We start from the raw sequence: 16,807 nt of genomic DNA on the forward strand, positions 1-16,807 counted from the left end.
TCTTAAGCTTCTTCTTGTTTTTCGTTTAAAACTTGATCAAGATAGAACTCTTCATAAGCATCAGCAAATTCTTCTGGCGAGTAGTACTTTAAAACAGGCTTATCTTCTTGTCCGTCAATATACTCATCAATTTCAGAATCTAATTCTTCACTTCCTTTAATAATAGCATCACTATACTTAATTGCGCTCTTCATTAAATTAACATAAGTAGGGTCTTCAAATTCTTCAAGAGCCTCGTCATCTAATGCATCATATTGAAGTTTCTCAATCATCTCATCATCTAACGCACCTTCAAAGGATTGATTATATATTGAGGTAACTATTTTACTTTCCTCAAATAATGGATCATTACCATAATAATTTTTCAAATACAACGGAAGCAAACTAGCTAGCCATCCATGAACATGAATAATATCTGGTGCCCAATTCAATTTTTTTACCGTTTCAATGACTCCTTTTGCAAAGAAAATCGCACGCTCATCATTATCTGGAAACAACTCACCATCTTCATCTGTAAGAGTTGCCTTTCTTTTAAAGTAATCTTCATTATCAATGAAGTAAACCTGCATACGTTCTTTAGGAATAGACGCAACTTTTATAATGAGAGGCATATCAAGATCATTGATAATCAAATTCATACCACTAAGGCGAATTACCTCGTGTAACTGATGTCTTCTCTCATTTATATTACCAAATCTTGGCATAAAAATACGTATTTGACCACCACGATCGTTCACCATTTTAGGGGCAAAATAAGACATAGATGAGGCTTCTGTCTCTGGTAAATATGGTATAACTTCTGACGATACGTATAGAACTCTTTTTTCCTTCATAGATCTTTTTATTGTTGCCTAACTTTTAGCAAGTTGCAAAAATAAGCAATTTCTTGCACTTTGCTTTGTAAACCTTATGTTTGTAGGCACTATCATGTTAAAGAATGTTATGATTTTTGATTCACACAAACTACTTACAGAATACCTTAACAATCATATTCACAGTAAAAAAACTGTAGGATTTGTCCCAACTATGGGCGCTCTTCATGAAGGGCATATATCTTTAATGAAACAAGCTATTTCAGAATGCGATCACCTGGTAGTATCCATCTTTGTGAATCCCACTCAATTTGATAATAGAAATGATCTGGATAAATATCCGCGTACTGTAGAAAAGGACGTTCTATTTATTAAAGAACATATAGACCCTAATAAACTAACTGTTTATGCACCCAGTGTTGAAGATGTTTATGGAAATAATACCGCCGCAAAAAGCTATTCTTACGACGGATTAGAAAATGTGATGGAAGGTGCAAACCGCCCTGGACATTTTGATGGTGTAGGTACCATTTTAGAATTTCTATTTAAAGCAGTAACGCCAGACAAAGCTTTTTTTGGAGAAAAAGATTTCCAACAATTACAAATAGTTAAAAAACTAGTTGAAAAACTAGGTCTAGACTTAAATATTATAGGTTGTCCTATTAAAAGAGAACCTCATGGTCTAGCCATGAGCTCCAGAAATGAGCAACTATCTAAAACTGCAAGAGAAAAAGCAGCTTTTATAAATACCACGTTACTTAAAGCTCAAAGTTATTTTAAGAAAAACAGCATTTTAAAAACCCAACAACTAGTTCACGATCTTTTTAAAAAAGAACCTGACTTTACACTTGAGTATTTCACAATCACTAGTGAAGAGACCCTGCACCCAGTAACACGCAAATACAAAAAACACCATTATAGAGGTTTTATAGTCGCTCGTATAGAAGGAGTGCGATTAATAGATAACATCTCATTACCCCAAAACTAGCTCTTAAACAAGAAATTAAAAGCTATGATTAAATAATTTACAGTAAATCGTATATTTGCCACATGTTAATTACAGTTGTAAAATCAAAAATTCACCGCGTTAAGGTAACCGGAGCAGATCTTAACTACATAGGCAGCATCACAATTGATGAAGACCTAATGGATGGTGCAAACATCGTAGAAGGAGAAAAGGTACAAATCGTTAATAATAATAACGGTAATCGCCTAGAAACCTATGCTATTCCAGGACCTCGTGGTAGTGGAGAAATAACACTTAACGGTGCCGCCGCTAGAAAAGTTTCTAAAGGAGATGTATTGATCCTCATATGCTATGCGCAAATGAGCATGGAAGAAGCAAAGAAATTTAAACCGACGCTTCTTTTTCCTAATGAAGAAGACAACACGCTTTCATAAGCATTGAAGAGTCTTATTTTTAAAATATTAAAAATCGCCCTACCACTATTATTGGGCTTTTTTCTTATTTACATTTCTTACAACCAGTTTACTGATGAAGAAAGAGAAAAAGTATACTCTTATCTTCTAGATGCTAACTATGCATGGATAGCACTTGCAGTTACATTTGCCTTTTTAAGTCATTTATCAAGAGCATGGCGATGGAATTACATGCTAGAAACTCTCGGCAAAAAACCTAAATTCATCACTAATGTTATGGCTATAGGCGCAGGGTATGCCATGAACCTTATCATACCTCGCAGTGGCGAGATCTCTAGAGCAGCCATAATCAACCGGTCTGACCACATTCCTATGGACAAAGCGATAGGAACCATTATAGCAGAGCGTGTTCTAGACCTTATCATTCTTTTAATAATAACCGCTACTGCCATACTTAGTGCGGGCGATGCCATTATTGGTTTCTTTAAAGATCATTTAGAATCCGCTTTCGCGAAAGCGGACCCAGTAAAAGCAACTCTCTACATTGCTATCTTTTTATTAATTATCATATTGATCATTTTTATCTCTAGAAAACTTCAATTATTCAATAAAGTAAAAGGATTTATTCTAGGAATGAAAGAAGGATTTATGACCATATGGACCATGAAAAAAAAGTGGCTCTATTTCTTCCATACTTTATTTATTTGGAGCATGTACCTAGTCATGTTCTATGTTAGTATTTATGCTATCCCAGGTATTGAAACTATACCCATAAGCGCCATTTTATGCGCCTTTGTAGCTGGTAGTTTTGCAGTGGCATTCACAAATGGAGGCTTTGGCGCTTACCCATATTTTATCGCACAGGTATTGTTAGTTTTTGGTATTTCAGAAACATTAGGAACATCATTTGGATGGATATTATGGCTTTCTCAAACTATGTTAGTTCTCGTATATGGTCTAATATCTTTACTATTGTTATCCTTGAGAGGTACCGTTTCAAGTAAATAATTGTAAATTCCCGATCATAAATTTCTCTTGATGAATAAGTTTACAACCCTCGCAACCCTCCTATTCATAGGACACCTAGCATTCTCTCAAGCATTATATAGATCTTTTCCAAGTGACGTACTGGGTGAAGACCGTAATGTGAAAATTTTAAAACCACGTAATTATTCTAAAAATCCAGAAAAGACTTATCCTCTTATTATAGTATTAGATGGAGATTTTTTATTTGAACCAGTAGCAGGAACTGCAGACTATCTTGCTTATTGGGATCAGATGCCAGAGTCCTTTGTAGTGGGAATAAATCAAAGACAAAGCCGTTATGACGACACTGAAATAAATCAGGATTCTGGTTTTCCAGAGCAACAATCTCTTAAATTCATGGATTTTGTTATGGAGATAAAACAAACCATGGTAAATGAATATAGAGTTGCACCTTTTACCGTTATAGTTGCCAAAGATATTACAGCAAACCTTGCTAGCTTTTACCTAATGCGTAAAAAAATAGCAATAGATGCATTGATACAGATTGACCCAGAGTACTCTCCTATAATTCAACAAAATCTTATTCCCAAAATTAGCCAATTGCAGGAATACAACTATTTCTATGTAGCTACTCCAGAAAAGGACAACTCCCTAAGTGAGATAATAACTACCGAGACCGATTCACTATTTGCAACTAAGAAAAATCTTAACCTGAAACATGATAAGATAGAAGGAACTAATAAATACTCGGTTGCAGCACATGCAATACCTCGTGGTTTAGATTTCATTTTTCAAGAATACCAGCTTATAGACGAAGAGCAACTACTAGAACAAGACCTTGCCGAAGAAGCTAAATTTGAAGGAGATGAGAAGAAAAAAGGAATGGTACGCATCATTGATCGCATTCAAGAAAAATATCGATTAATAAAAGAGGTTTATGGAGTAGATATGAAACTGCGCCTGGTAGATCTAGTCACCATAGCCGATTATGTTGAATCTAAACAAGACTGGGATCAACTTATAGATATAGGTGTGCTAGCAAACGAGGTATATCCTGATATTCTTTATGGCCGTTATATAGAAGGACTAGGATATGAAGGAATAGGCCGACCATCTAGAGCGATAAAAGCCTTTAATGCTGCCTATGGACTAGAACCTGCAGTAGGTATAAGCAAAGAAGATGTTCTTGACAAAGTAGAATTGCTACAAATAAAAGAAAAAGAGTAAATGGCTAAAGTAAAGACTACCTGGTTTTGTCAAAGTTGCGGCTCGCAACATTCTAAATGGCAAGGACAGTGTTCCACTTGTAAAGAATGGAATACACTAGTTGAAGAGGTCGTTCAAAAGGAACAGAAAAAAACTTGGGAAAGTGCTGTTGGAGAAGTTCCGCTTTCGCGAAAGCGTGCCCCAAAACCACAATTAATATCTGAAATAAATGCTGCCGAGAGTCCTAGACTGGACACCACAAATGCAGAATTTAATAGAGTTCTAGGAGGCGGACTAGTTCCTGGCTCCATTACTCTTTTAGGTGGTGAGCCTGGTATAGGTAAATCAACTTTACTACTTCAAGTATGCCTTAATTTACCTTTTAAAACACTTTATGTGTCTGGTGAAGAAAGTGCTCAACAAATTAAAATGCGAGCAAATCGCATTAAAGAAGAAGCTGTTAATTGCTATATCCTCACAGAGACTAAAACGCAAAACATATTCAGACAAATAACTGAAGTAGAGCCAGATGTTTTGATTATAGACTCTATACAAACACTTCAAACAGATCATATAGAGAGCTCTCCTGGTAGTGTTTCTCAAATTAGAGAATGTACTAGTGAGCTTATTAAATTTGCCAAAGAAACGAACACTCCTGTGCTCCTTATCGGCCACATTACTAAAGATGGTAATATCGCTGGTCCTAAGATCTTAGAGCACATGGTAGATACGGTGTTACAATTTGAAGGAGATCGCAATCACACGTACAGAATATTAAGAGCGCTTAAAAACCGTTTCGGTAGTACGCATGAGATAGGTATTTATGAAATGCTAGGTCATGGATTAAGAGAAGTGACTAACCCTAGTGAGATTTTAATTTCACAACGTGGTGCGACACTAAGCGGTACTGCGATAGCTGCCACCATGGAAGGAATGCGACCACTTATGATAGAAGTGCAAGCGCTAGTAAGCACAGCGGTTTATGGAACACCACAACGTAGTGCGACAGGTTACAATCTCAAAAGACTTAACATGATTCTAGCCGTTCTTGAAAAAAGGGCTGGTTTTAAACTAGGTCAGAAAGATGTGTTTCTAAATATCACTGGCGGAATCACTGTAGATGATCCTGCCATAGACCTTGCTGTTGTAGCTGCTATTTTATCTTCTAACTTTGATCTAGAGTTATCATCACAGCACTGCTTCAGTGCAGAGGTAGGATTAGGTGGTGAGATACGACCAGTAAGCCGCATGGAGCAACGTGTGAATGAGGTGGCAAAATTAGGTTTTGATAAGGTTTTTATCGCGCCTAGCAAACAAGAATTTAAAAACACAGGAACTGAAGTACAAGCCTTTTCAAAAATTGAAGATTTAGTTCGATATTTGTTTAGTTAGAAACAACAAGTTTCAAGAACATCAAAGTCAAAAACAAGAAAATGAAAAATATTTTTATAATTCTAGCAGCAATACTAATCACCAGCTGTGGTGAGCAAGCTGAAAAAACAGAAAAGAAACAAGCTGTAAAATTTGCAGACGCTGATATATCTAGTAATGACATTGTACATCTTACAGATTTTGATGATAATTACACAAACCTAGATCAAATTTTAGCAGACAATAAAGGTAAAGTAGTATATCTAGACATATGGGCCAGCTGGTGTGGTCCTTGTAAAGCGATGATGCCCTATTCTGAAAAACTTCAAGAAAAATATAAAGGTAAAGACGTGACTTTTATATTTATCTCTACAGACCAAGATCCTGGAAAATGGGAAAGAGCTGCAAAACAATTTAACCTGACCGAAAATAGTTTTCTGGCCCGCAACTATCCTAAAGCAAAATTATTTCAAGATAACAATGTGAGTTCTATACCTAGATATATGTTGTTTGATAAAAATGGCCGCATGGTAGATGACAATGCAAGAAGACCAGCAGAAAAAGATCTTGAGACCACTATTGATGGGTTTCTAGCGATATAAAATGTGTTTTCAGTAATTTAAAACCCCTAACAAAATAAATTGTAAGGGGTTTTTAAATGATATATTTCCAGCTATTTCTTGCTCTTAAAAATCCACCCTTTACGTGGGAAGATGTTTATGGAAAAACTTAAATAATCTCCAGTCCAATTGTGTTGGGTTACCGTATCTGGAGATACATCAAGATTAGTTGCTAGTACGGCTTGATCTATAATATCTACAAAATGATAGTGATAAGTCATATCTATTCTCCACATCGTATTTTTAGATTTGAGATAAAAACCTAAACCTATATTAGCTCCACCAGTAATAGGACTGTCTACTTCGCTTTCAAATGATATTCTTCTAGTAATATTATTAATACCTGTGCTACCTCCTAGATCGTCACCTTCTGTTACGGCATAGTACATGACCTCTAATCCTACATGACCAGAAATAAAAAACCAGTCATTTACTTCTTTGATATAGGAGAGATCTACAGGTAAATGATAGCTCCAGTGAGGAGATTCTGAGCTCAAAATTGTAAGATCAGTACTAAGTCCTACATCTTCTGCTAAAAATGTTTGCGAATCTTTTCTAACCATATTACGAACAAAAAATCCGACACTCCAATTCCAATTTTTTCGTTGACTAAAATTGTATTCTAATCCTAAAGCTGGTACCCAAGTATCTTGAGCCTCAAAAAAAACACTAGAATCCCCTTCATTACTCCAATAAAGATTTTGATACTTTATTGAAAAAGAAAATTTAGAATTATTTTCAAATAACTTTACTGCGTCATCATCATTTTGTGCAATCGTATAAAAAGGGATCATGCAAAGCATAATCCCTAGAAGCTTTTGTTTTTTCACCTTTTAAGATTAGTTGATTAATAATTGATGATCGATCACGTTAAAGATAATTTAATTATTCCTATAATATTATATATCAACACCCAGCCTTAACAAAACACTATAATTTTAACAGAAAAACACTACATTTAAAACAGTATATAAATTTATAACTTATTATTTATGGATTGATTAAGCATTTCCATTTATTAATTTAAAAAAAAATGAAAATATTTGATATATTTAAAAAAATGCCTTCAATTGCACACTTCCTGTATGGACAGTTTGTGCAGTTTCACTACTACGCCCATTATAACTTAGATTAAGATCTAGAAATTTAGTCAGGTTTTTCTGGAATAAGAAATTCCAAGTAAAGTTAGTTCCTGGTTGTAATCCCTCTAACATCTGGAAGCCTACCGGTGAGAATGCCTGACCTTCAAAATCATTTTTTACATATTTGATTTCGCCATTTACAGCATATTTTTGAGCCTTATTAAACGCCCAGCCTAAACCTACATTATGCTGGTTTAACACAGCTACATCATTTACCTGATTGTCTTTACTTTGAAATTCATAAAACACTTCTAGACGATTGCTATTATCAAACAAATAAGACAGTTGAGGATTTAATAAAACATCGTCGATCTCGTAATTTCTATTAGAAAAGTTCTCACTACTACTAGCGCTCTTCCCTTTTTGAGCATTGAAACTTAACAACCACGTATCTTTTAACTTGTGTATAAATCGTAGTTGATGACTCTCTATATCACTGGCGATACTACCTATACTTTGCAGGTTCTCATTTGCCGTGCTTAAATAGGTATAGTTAGTGGTATAATTTTGCTTACCACGATTAAAAAACAAACTGTTTCTAAAACTTAAATTTAACCCTAACTGATCATCACTTGTACTAAACGGATTGAGATCAAAATTCTCACCTTCTCTAGCAACCATACGATCGATTAAATAACTGGTCTGGTTGTAAAATCTAGAAAGAAACTTTTTAAAACCTTTTTCACTGGTCCACGAGATAGGATTTAAAGTGAGTGTTTGTGAAAATTTATTTTGATGACTAGGTAAGAACACCTGATTAGGCAGCAATATCCTAACAAAACTAGCTTGGTCCTGAAATTGCGCTACTTCAAATTCATTGAGATCTTGAATGCCATCGTTATTATAATCTATCCATGTAAAAGTTCCTTGACCAGGATTTACTGACACATAAGTAAAATCTTGTCTTGCTATTCTTGCACTGTTCGTCTCATAAGTGGTGTTTAAAAGTATTTTACCTCCATAAATCTTACGCTTGTATTGAATTCTAGAATTAAAAGAAACCTCGTCGTCTACGTCTTCTAGCTCGCTTTTCAACTTTCTATAATTTGCATACACTAATAGAGTGCTTACCTTATTTTTTATAGGTTGAGATTTTACGTAATAATCGTTAGAAGTATTTACTCTAGACAGATTACCGTCATCACGCAAGCTATCATTGACGCGGTTTCTATATCCTACTTCCACATAAGTTGTAGTAGTATCTCCGCGGCCAGCATAAAACTCATATCCAGCAAATCTTTGAGATAAACCAGACAACTCGTTAGTCACAGCTAGTCGCTGCTGGTTATCTTCACTTTCTATTCGAGTACCGGCATAATACTTTTTTATTTTTCTTAGAACATCTACATTGATACGGTTAAACTGAGATTCTTGTTCTATAGAGTTAGTGTTAAGCACGCTTCCGCGAAAGCGAGCTAACCACAAACTATCTTGATAAGATGCTACTAATTCATGACGATTTCCTTTGTAGAACTTATCAAATTCTAAATGTTGATAGGTATATGAGCCAGAAATAGTTGAGTCTCGTGCATAATTAAGACCTAAGGTGGTAAATAACTGACTGCCTTGCACAGTTTCTAAATTCCAATCGCGATTAAATTCTATGTTATAAACACGTTCTACATTTCTGAAGTTTTCTTGTATAAAATCTGTATTAAGGTGAACACTTAACGACTGTAAGCTATCCTTACCTAATAATTGTTGTTGTGCCGCTATTTTTAAGGCAACCCCTTTATTATCACCATCATCAATGGTAGAGAATTTATTTAAATCTTTATTACTCGCTGCAAATTCTGTAAAAATCTGAGTCCCAGCGGTAGGTTCATAACTTGCTTTAAGACCAGCTATAGTAAGAATCTCTGGAGTAAACAACTGTATCACGGGCTCATAACTACCTTGCGGCACACCGTTTATAGGAGCGATATATTCATAAATATTTGCAATCGCCTGATCGTTGATAAGACGGTAATTACCTTGATTAAGTCCTAAAAAACTAAACCTTACATTAAATAAAGCATCATTAGGATCTTGAGAAAATATAAAACGTTCTACTCCATTAATAAATTCCCTACGATAGAGAATTTGGTTTTCAGAAAAATCATCAGGAATAGCGCTAGGTGCAATAGCTAGTTCAGGATCATCACCTGCTTGTACTAATATGGCGACTTGCTCATCGCTTAAATTTTGTTGTAAAGGCTGATTTTTTGCATCAGTTTCTGTATAAATATAACTGTCTATTTTAAGCTTTTTAGACTCATAACCACCTTTACCATAACCTATGAATCTAGTAAAATTACGCTCGCTGTATTGATATTCTATAGAAATACGCATCTCACTAGTGATAGGAAACGTAGGTGTAAATCGCAACTCTCCTGCGTTATAGTCAATTACATAATCCTTATTCTCACCTCGTGTTAACGGAATTCCATTAACAAAAACACGCTCACTACCAGAAACTACAAGTATGAAAAGTTCACCATTTTGACCTGTAAGTTTATAGGGTCCCTGATTTCCTTCCTGACCAGTAAACCTGCTTATATTAAATGTTCCTCTAACTAGAGCACCTGCAGCACCTGCATAACCTCTAGAATCTTCTCCATTAAATTGTACTTGCCCAGAAATTCCTTGAACACGCTTTGTAAAGTTGTTGAACTGGTAATCTTCTTGAATTAAATCTACATCTCCAGCTCTTATACTCCAGTCGTCACTATATAATTCAATGAATATTTGATCAAACTCGTCTAGACGCTGCGAATATCCATTTTGAGTTTGCGGTACATTTGCATCCTGTATGGACGCACGCAAAGAAACTTTATCACTTAATTTCCCTGTAATCCTTAAATCTAATTCTGAGTCTACAACACTATTCTGGTTGTTACCTACTCTCACACCACGTGTAATACTACCAGAAGTTTGAAGACCGTTAAAAGGTACAAATGCGTTAGTAACAGTAGGCTCTTGCAAGGTGATAAGCTGTTCTTGCTTACTATCGTTATCAAGTATAATCTTAGGATCGTAAATTCTATACGTTCTAGTAAGAAAATCTGGCAATGGATTATAAACTACATCTATAGAATCTGTCGTTATTTCTAGTTTATTTTTAAATAAAAGTAAAGACCTAGAATAATCGATGGTATATCTAGAACTATCTATAACGATGCCATTTTTATCCATAACTTTAAAATAAGCTGGACTAATACTTATAGAATCCACAAGAACAGAATCTTTAACCGCAATGCGTTTTTTTATCAAGTCTGCATATTCTTGTGCACCAGCAATACTGCTGTAAAACAAAAGAATAAGAAAGAACTTGAATTTCATATTTACAATAAACAGATCTGGATCAAAAATATTTTAAATAACTAATAATAGAACTGTATAAGATAGATTAATTCCATAAAAAAATCCCACCTAGTAGCACTAGATAGGATTTTTATAATATAATTTAAGTCTAACTTAAGCTTTAGGCTTCATTTCAAATGTATCCATGAAAGCTGTAGTATAATTACCTTCTACATAAGCCGGCTCATCCATAAGCTGTCTATGGAAAGGAATAGTAGTTTTAATTCCTTCTATAACAAACTCATCTAGAGCACGCTTCATTTTATCTATTGCTTCCTGACGTGTTCTTGCAGTTGTAATCAACTTTGCAATCATTGAGTCATAATTAGGTGGGATAGAATATCCAGCATATACATGCGTGTCTAATCTTACACCATGACCACCAGGCGCATGTAATGTTGTAATTTTTCCTGGAGATGGACGGAAATCGTGATAAGGATCTTCTGCATTTATTCTACACTCAATTGAGTGTAACGCAGGCTCATAATTCTTTCCTGAAATCTTAACACCAGCGGCAACAAGAATTTGCTCTCTAATAAGATCAAAGTCTATTACTTGTTCTGTAATAGGGTGCTCTACTTGGATACGAGTATTCATCTCCATAAAGTAGAAATTGCGGTGCTTATCAACTAGAAATTCAACAGTTCCTGCACCTTCATAAGCGATGTACTCAGCAGCTTTTACAGCCGCTTCACCCATTTCTTTACGTAATTTTTTAGTCATGAACGGAGAAGGTACCTCTTCAGTTAGTTTCTGGTGACGTCTTTGTACAGAACAATCACGCTCACTTAAGTGACATGCTTTTCCATAACTATCTCCTACGATTTGTATTTCAATATGGCGCGGCTCTTCAATAAGCTTTTCCATATACATATCATCATTACCAAAGGCAGCCTTAGACTCATAACGAGCACTATCCCATGCGTCTTGAAGATCTTCTTCTTTCCACACAGCACGCATACCTTTACCACCACCACCGGCAGTAGCTTTAAGCATTACAGGGTAACCAGTTTCCCTAGCTGTTTTTAAACAGTCAGCAAAATCTACCATGATTCCTTCAGAACCAGGAACACAAGGTACACCTGCAGCTTTCATAGTTTCTTTGGCAGTTGCTTTATCTCCCATTTTAGAGATCATGTCTGCACTAGCACCTATGAATTTAATTTGATGTTCATCACAAATGCGAGAAAAGTCTGCGTTTTCAGATAAAAATCCATAACCAGGATGGATTGCATCTGCATTTGTAATTTCTGCGGCACTTATAATGTTAGACATTTTTAAGTAAGACTCACTACTAGAAGGTGGTCCTATACACACAGCTTCGTCTGCAAATTTCACGTGAAGACTTTCTGCATCAGCAGTAGAATAAACAGCTACTGTTTTTATTCCCATCTCCTTACAAGTACGTATAACTCTTAGAGCTATTTCACCGCGATTTGCAATCAATATTTTTTTAAACATGATGTTTCTTTTTAGTTAAGGTATCGGTATATGGTTCGCTTTCGCGAAAGCGGAAGCAATACCAACACTAAGACATAAAAATCCTTCTTTTACTTAAGACGGATCTACTAAAAATAATGGCTGATCGAATTCTACCGGAGAAGAATCGTCGATAAGCACTTTTACAATAGTACCTGAAACTTCACTTTCAATCTCGTTGAAAAGTTTCATTGCCTCAATGATACATAATGTATCACCTTCTTTAATACTATCTCCTACCTCAACAAATGCAGGCTTATCTGGAGATGCTTTTCTATAAAAAGTTCCAATAATAGGAGATTTTACAGTAATATACTTATCATTACTAGCAGCAGGAGCAGCCTCTGGTGCAGGTGCAGCAGGTGCCGCTGCAGGAGCAGCTTGTTGCATAGGTGCTGCTTGTTGAGCAGGAGCCATTTGCATAGGAGCAGCTTGAGAAACGTAAGTTACATCACCAGTTTCACTACCAGTTCTAATGGTGATTTTAATATCATCCATTTCTAATTTTACCTCACTTGCTCCAGATTTTGCAACAAATTTGATTAAATTTTGTATTTCTTTAATGTCCATAAATTAGGGTGGTTATTAAGTTTAACTATCGTAAGCCCACGTTAAATATACAGAACCCCAAGTAAATCCACCACCAAAGGCAGCAAATACTAGTCGATCTCCTTTTTTTAACTGAGTTTCATAATCATTTAAGCATAAAGGTAATGTAGCACTGGTGGTATTTCCAAATTTATGAATATTTACCATAACCTTCTCTTCTGGAAGATCTACCCTTCTTGCTGTTGCATCTATAATGCGTTTATTTGCCTGGTGTGGTACTAACCAGTCTATATCTTCATTAGTTAATTTATTGCGTTTTACAATTTGTTCAGAAACATCGGCCATATTTGATACCGCGTGTTTAAAAACATTTTTACCATCTTGAAAAACGTAATGTTGTTTATTATCTACAGATTCATGAGAGGCAGGCATTAATGAACCACCTGCTTCTATCTTTAAAAAATTACGCCCTATACCGTCACTGCGTAGTATTTCATCTTCAAAACCATAACCTTCTGTATTAGGCTCAAAGAGAACCGCGCCACCTCCATCACCAAAAATGATACAAGTCGCGCGATCTTCATAATCTATAATAGAGGACATCTTATCTGCCCCAATAAGTAGAACTTTTTTATACCTACCAGATTCAATATAACTACTAGCAGTACTCATACCATAAAGAAAGCCAGAACAGGCCGCCATTAAATCATATGAGAATGCATTTACCGCACCTATTTCTGAAGCAACGTAAGCAGCCGTAGATGCCACTGGCATGTCTGGTGTTACCGTAGCAACGATTACTAAATCTATAGTAGTAGGATCTAATTTCTTTTTATCAATTAGATTTTTTGCTGCCATTATAGCAAGGTAAGAAGTACCCTTATCTTTATCTTTAAGAATGCGCCTCTCCTTAATCCCTGTACGAGAAGTGATCCATTCGTCGTTAGTATCGACTATAGTTTCTAAGATGGCGTTAGTAAGCCTATACTCTGGTGCGTAGGCTCCTACTGCTGTTATCGCCGCTTTGACTTTACTCATACTGGTGATTCTAGTGGTTTAATTAGAGCTGCGAAAGCTACTAAAAAAGCTCTAGAAACCACAAAAAATGACACATTTTTAATAAAAACGTGTCATTTTTTATGATCTCATATTGAAAACCAAGGTTTTCTAAGAAATATATAATTGAGATTAAGCCTCAGCTACCTCAGTCTTGTCTATAAGTACATTACCGCGGTAATATAATTTACCTTCATGCCAGTGTGCTCTATGGTATAGGTGAGCTTCACCAGTTGTTGAATCTGTTGCAATTTGAGGAACAGTCGCTTTGTAGTGTGTTCTTCTTTTGTCTCTTCTCGTTTTCGAGATTTTTCTCTTAGGATGCGCCATGGCTATAAGTTATTATCCGTTTTTAATTTCTTTAATGCGTCCCATCTGGGATCTGTAATCTTTGTGTTATTCTCTTCTTCAGGATTTGAAACTCTCAATTCATCTAGTTTATCTAATACGTCTGATTCTAAAGAACCGTCTTCAACACCTGGATGAACTCTTCTATGCGGTATAGAAAGCACAAGCATTTCATACACATATTGCGCGATATTGAATTCATATTCCCCATGTGGTAGGATCAATAATTCTTCATTATCATCATTAAAAGCTTCTCCAAATTTGATGACTAGATCCATAGACGTATCTATGTCTAAATCAAAAGGCTCGTTAGTCACATCACAATTAACATTAACTGATCCAGTAGCTTCCAAAGAAAGTTCCATAATGGTGTTTTTCTTATCTAGCTGTGCATCAACAATAATTGATGAACTATTAAACTCTTCAAATCCAAAATTTTCAAAAAACGTATTATCGACCTCGAATTGAAACTGATGTTTCCTTTCTTTTAATCCAGCATAGGATATTATAAAAGCTTTGAGTTCCATAATCTTACTCTTTCAAAGAGCGGGCAAAGATAATAAAAGTTATTAAAAATCTAGTGTTAATATTATCTTCGTTTGCGAGAAAGTTTTTTTAATGGATTCTTATTAAGAATATCGTACTCTTTTCTCTTGCGATAAATTTCTATCGCGTAATTAATCGCAGCTATAAACGAATCAGGATTTGCCTCTCCTTTTCCAGCAATATCAAAGCCTGTCCCATGATCAGGACTTGTTCGTACATGACTGAGTCCAGCAGTAAAATTCACTCCACTACCGAAGGCAATAGTTTTAAAAGGAATTAATCCCTGGTCATGATAACTAGCTAAAATAGCGTCAAATTCTTTATATTTTTTATTCCCAAAAAAGGAATCTGCAGCATATGGGCCGAATATTATGTTCCCATCTTCTCTTAATTGTTCTAAAGCTGGAATTAAAGTATCTTGATCTTCTGTCCCTATAACACCATTATCTCCTACATGCGGATTGATACCTAAAACAGCTATTTTAGGTCTACTGATCCCAAAGTCTTTTTTCAAAGATTCTTTTATCGTACCTATTTTAGTTTTAATAACCTTAGCATTAATACTAGCAGGAACGTCTTTTACCGGCACATGATCTGTAAGTAAACCTACACGTAACTCATTTGAGACCATAAACATTAAGCTCTCGCCTTCTAATTCTTGATTCAAATAATCTGTATGACCTGGAAACTTAAACTTATCAGAATGTATAGACTCTTTATTTATAGGTGCAGTCACCAACACATCTATATCTTTATTCTTTAACGCTGCAGTAGCAGCCTCTAGACTTCTTACAGCAATTTCACCAGCTTCAGGACTTACCTCACCCCAGTTTACTTTAAACGGCTCCTTAATTAACCTAAACACATTAAGTTTACCTGGAACCACATCGTTCAAGGAAGTTATTCCATGAATTTTGACTTTAAGGTTAAACGTTTTAACGTAATAGGATAGTAATTTTGTACTAGCAAAAACGACTGGCGTAAACATCTCTAGCATTCTAGAATCTTCAAATGCCTTTAAAATAACCTCTCCACCTATTCCGTTAGGATCACCGATAGTGATTCCTACTTTGATATTCTCTTCCTTATTCATGTATTGCGCGCTTTAAGCCTTATTTTTGAAAGGATAAAAGTAAAGTTTTTTAATCAGTTATGTTTACAGGAATTATAGAGAGTGCTGCAAAAGTTATGCAGATAAGAAAAGAAAATACAAATTTACACCTCAGCTTGCGTTGTGAATTAACCACCGAGTTAAAAATAGATCAAAGTGTAGCGCATAATGGAGTGTGTCTCACAGTTGTAGCCATAGACGGCGATCAATATACCGTAACCGCTATAGAAGAAACCCTTAACAAGACAAATATAGGAGATCTAAAAGAAGGTGCTATAGTTAATATAGAACGTGCCATGAAGATGAATGCACGACTAGACGGACATATCGTACAAGGTCATGTAGATCAAACAGCTATTTGCACGCAAGCAGAAAACAAAGATGGCTCATGGATATTTAGCTTTGAATATGATCAAGAACTAAATAATGTAACTATTAAAAAAGGGAGTATTTGTATAAATGGAGTAAGCCTTACTGTCGTAGACTCTAAAACTAACAGCTTCTCTGTAGCTATTATCCCATATACTTATGAGCACACAGGTTTTAAAACCTTATCTCAAGGCGATAAAGTAAATCTAGAATTTGATGTGATAGGTAAATATGTAAAAAGATTAATGAATCTTTAAGCTACCTTTTTAAATTTAGAAACAGCTACATATCCAATTAAGGCTACAGCAACCGCAAGCAATATCCACAAATTAGTATCTAAAGGCACGACATCTCCTACAGGGGTAGGAGCCATTTTTGTCTCAAACTCAGGTGGCGGCGGTGCTTGCTGAACAAGCATCAAAATAAAAATGTGAAACTTAACTAACATCATGTCGATTATTGTAGGGAATGCGAATGTAAATATTAAAA

General features: G+C 35.4%; 17 protein-coding genes. 7 read left to right on the forward strand and 10 right to left on the reverse strand.

The annotated features are described in order from the left end of the window. Positions 1-2 precede the first annotated feature (2 nt). Positions 3-833 (reverse strand): glycogen/starch synthase, encoded by an 831-nt coding sequence (locus LY01_RS01465; protein ID WP_104514037.1) that lies wholly within the window; start codon positions 831-833, stop codon positions 3-5. A gap of 76 nt (positions 834-909) precedes the next feature. On the opposite strand from LY01_RS01465, the gene panC reads away from it, so the two are divergent. The 6 genes from panC to LY01_RS01495 all read left to right on the forward strand — a co-directional run bounded on the left by panC (position 910) and on the right by LY01_RS01495 (position 6,358). Next, the gene (panC, locus tag LY01_RS01470; RefSeq protein ID WP_394340823.1) at positions 910-1,800 is read left to right on the forward strand and encodes a pantoate--beta-alanine ligase; all 891 of its coding nucleotides are present in this window, start codon (positions 910-912) and stop codon (positions 1,798-1,800) included. 62 nt (positions 1,801-1,862) lie between these two features. After that, complete coding sequence (gene panD / locus LY01_RS01475) at positions 1,863-2,213, forward strand: aspartate 1-decarboxylase (protein WP_104514038.1); 351 nt, start codon at positions 1,863-1,865, stop codon at positions 2,211-2,213. Between the two features lie 3 nt (positions 2,214-2,216). Beyond that, a complete protein-coding gene (locus LY01_RS01480) occupies positions 2,217-3,200 on the forward strand; it encodes a lysylphosphatidylglycerol synthase transmembrane domain-containing protein (protein WP_245890606.1) in 984 nt (327 codons plus the stop codon). A gap of 30 nt (positions 3,201-3,230) precedes the next feature. Continuing rightward, positions 3,231-4,406, forward strand: coding sequence for an alpha/beta hydrolase (locus LY01_RS01485; protein WP_104514040.1), 1,176 nt, complete (start codon positions 3,231-3,233; stop codon positions 4,404-4,406). Continuing rightward, on the forward strand, positions 4,407-5,777 hold the full coding sequence (radA, locus tag LY01_RS01490; RefSeq protein ID WP_104514041.1) for a DNA repair protein RadA: 1,371 nt from the start codon (positions 4,407-4,409) through the stop codon (positions 5,775-5,777). A 41-nt stretch (positions 5,778-5,818) separates the two neighbouring features. After that, positions 5,819-6,358 carry a TlpA family protein disulfide reductase gene (locus LY01_RS01495; protein ID WP_104514042.1) on the forward strand — a complete coding sequence of 180 codons (540 nt, stop codon included), beginning with the start codon at positions 5,819-5,821 and terminating at the stop codon, positions 6,356-6,358. A 71-nt stretch (positions 6,359-6,429) separates the two neighbouring features. Here the strand turns inward: LY01_RS01495 and LY01_RS01500 are convergent, their stop codons facing one another. The 8 genes from LY01_RS01500 to pdxA all read right to left on the reverse strand — a co-directional run bounded on the left by LY01_RS01500 (position 6,430) and on the right by pdxA (position 15,931). After that, positions 6,430-7,206, reverse strand: a complete 777-nt coding sequence (locus tag LY01_RS01500) for a hypothetical protein (RefSeq protein ID WP_146080356.1) — start codon at positions 7,204-7,206, stop codon at positions 6,430-6,432. A 222-nt stretch (positions 7,207-7,428) separates the two neighbouring features. Then, a complete protein-coding gene (locus LY01_RS01505) occupies positions 7,429-10,839 on the reverse strand; it encodes a hypothetical protein (RefSeq protein WP_170034466.1) in 3,411 nt (1,136 codons plus the stop codon). A gap of 135 nt (positions 10,840-10,974) precedes the next feature. After that, positions 10,975-12,321, reverse strand: coding sequence for an acetyl-CoA carboxylase biotin carboxylase subunit (gene accC / locus LY01_RS01510; RefSeq protein ID WP_104514044.1), 1,347 nt, complete (start codon positions 12,319-12,321; stop codon positions 10,975-10,977). A gap of 93 nt (positions 12,322-12,414) precedes the next feature. Then, positions 12,415-12,909 carry an acetyl-CoA carboxylase biotin carboxyl carrier protein gene (gene accB / locus LY01_RS01515; RefSeq protein ID WP_104514045.1) on the reverse strand — a complete coding sequence of 165 codons (495 nt, stop codon included), beginning with the start codon at positions 12,907-12,909 and terminating at the stop codon, positions 12,415-12,417. 21 nt (positions 12,910-12,930) lie between these two features. Next, on the reverse strand, positions 12,931-13,926 hold the full coding sequence (locus LY01_RS01520) for a beta-ketoacyl-ACP synthase III (protein WP_104514046.1): 996 nt from the start codon (positions 13,924-13,926) through the stop codon (positions 12,931-12,933). Positions 13,927-14,076: 150 nt separating this feature from the next. Then, positions 14,077-14,274: a 50S ribosomal protein L32 gene (gene rpmF, locus LY01_RS01525; RefSeq protein ID WP_041495498.1), complete on the reverse strand. Its 198-nt coding sequence runs from the start codon at positions 14,272-14,274 to the stop codon at positions 14,077-14,079. Between the two features lie 2 nt (positions 14,275-14,276). Next, a complete protein-coding gene (locus LY01_RS01530) occupies positions 14,277-14,819 on the reverse strand; it encodes a YceD family protein (protein ID WP_170034468.1) in 543 nt (180 codons plus the stop codon). 62 nt (positions 14,820-14,881) lie between these two features. Beyond that, positions 14,882-15,931 (reverse strand): 4-hydroxythreonine-4-phosphate dehydrogenase PdxA, encoded by a 1,050-nt coding sequence (gene pdxA / locus LY01_RS01535; protein WP_104514047.1) that lies wholly within the window; start codon positions 15,929-15,931, stop codon positions 14,882-14,884. Between the two features lie 59 nt (positions 15,932-15,990). Here pdxA and LY01_RS01540 point away from each other — a divergent pair, with 59 nt between their 5' ends. Further along, positions 15,991-16,575 carry a riboflavin synthase gene (locus LY01_RS01540; RefSeq protein ID WP_104514048.1) on the forward strand — a complete coding sequence of 195 codons (585 nt, stop codon included), beginning with the start codon at positions 15,991-15,993 and terminating at the stop codon, positions 16,573-16,575. Here LY01_RS01540 and LY01_RS15065 read toward each other — a convergent pair. Further along, the gene (locus tag LY01_RS15065; RefSeq protein WP_170034470.1) at positions 16,572-16,736 is read right to left on the reverse strand and encodes a hypothetical protein; all 165 of its coding nucleotides are present in this window, start codon (positions 16,734-16,736) and stop codon (positions 16,572-16,574) included. The genes LY01_RS01540 and LY01_RS15065 overlap by 4 nt on opposite strands. Between the last annotated feature and the right edge of the window lie 71 nt (positions 16,737-16,807).

The sequence above is a fragment of the Nonlabens xylanidelens genome, from assembly GCF_002934445.1.
Taxonomy (GTDB): Bacteria; Bacteroidota; Bacteroidia; order Flavobacteriales; family Flavobacteriaceae; genus Nonlabens; species Nonlabens xylanidelens.

Bases quoted from the DNA above. Each gene is read 5' to 3' on its own strand.
- accB (WP_104514045.1), bottom strand. From the start codon at position 12,909: ATGGACATTAAAGAAATACAAAATTTAATCAAATTTGTTGCAAAATCT.
- panD (WP_104514038.1), top strand. From the start codon at position 1,863: ATGTTAATTACAGTTGTAAAATCAAAAATTCACCGCGTTAAGGTAACC.
- LY01_RS01505 (WP_170034466.1), bottom strand. From the start codon at position 10,839: ATGAAATTCAAGTTCTTTCTTATTCTTTTGTTTTACAGCAGTATTGCT.
- rpmF (WP_041495498.1), bottom strand. From the start codon at position 14,274: ATGGCGCATCCTAAGAGAAAAATCTCGAAAACGAGAAGAGACAAAAGA.
- LY01_RS01540 (WP_104514048.1), top strand. From the start codon at position 15,991: ATGTTTACAGGAATTATAGAGAGTGCTGCAAAAGTTATGCAGATAAGA.
- panC (WP_394340823.1), top strand. From the start codon at position 910: ATGTTTGTAGGCACTATCATGTTAAAGAATGTTATGATTTTTGATTCA.
- LY01_RS01530 (WP_170034468.1), bottom strand. From the start codon at position 14,819: ATGGAACTCAAAGCTTTTATAATATCCTATGCTGGATTAAAAGAAAGG.
- LY01_RS15065 (WP_170034470.1), bottom strand. From the start codon at position 16,736: ATGCTTGTTCAGCAAGCACCGCCGCCACCTGAGTTTGAGACAAAAATG.
- LY01_RS01485 (WP_104514040.1), top strand. From the start codon at position 3,231: ATGAATAAGTTTACAACCCTCGCAACCCTCCTATTCATAGGACACCTA.
- LY01_RS01520 (WP_104514046.1), bottom strand. From the start codon at position 13,926: ATGAGTAAAGTCAAAGCGGCGATAACAGCAGTAGGAGCCTACGCACCA.
- radA (WP_104514041.1), top strand. From the start codon at position 4,407: ATGGCTAAAGTAAAGACTACCTGGTTTTGTCAAAGTTGCGGCTCGCAA.
- LY01_RS01495 (WP_104514042.1), top strand. From the start codon at position 5,819: ATGAAAAATATTTTTATAATTCTAGCAGCAATACTAATCACCAGCTGT.
- accC (WP_104514044.1), bottom strand. From the start codon at position 12,321: ATGTTTAAAAAAATATTGATTGCAAATCGCGGTGAAATAGCTCTAAGA.
- pdxA (WP_104514047.1), bottom strand. From the start codon at position 15,931: ATGAATAAGGAAGAGAATATCAAAGTAGGAATCACTATCGGTGATCCT.
- LY01_RS01465 (WP_104514037.1), bottom strand. From the start codon at position 833: ATGAAGGAAAAAAGAGTTCTATACGTATCGTCAGAAGTTATACCATAT.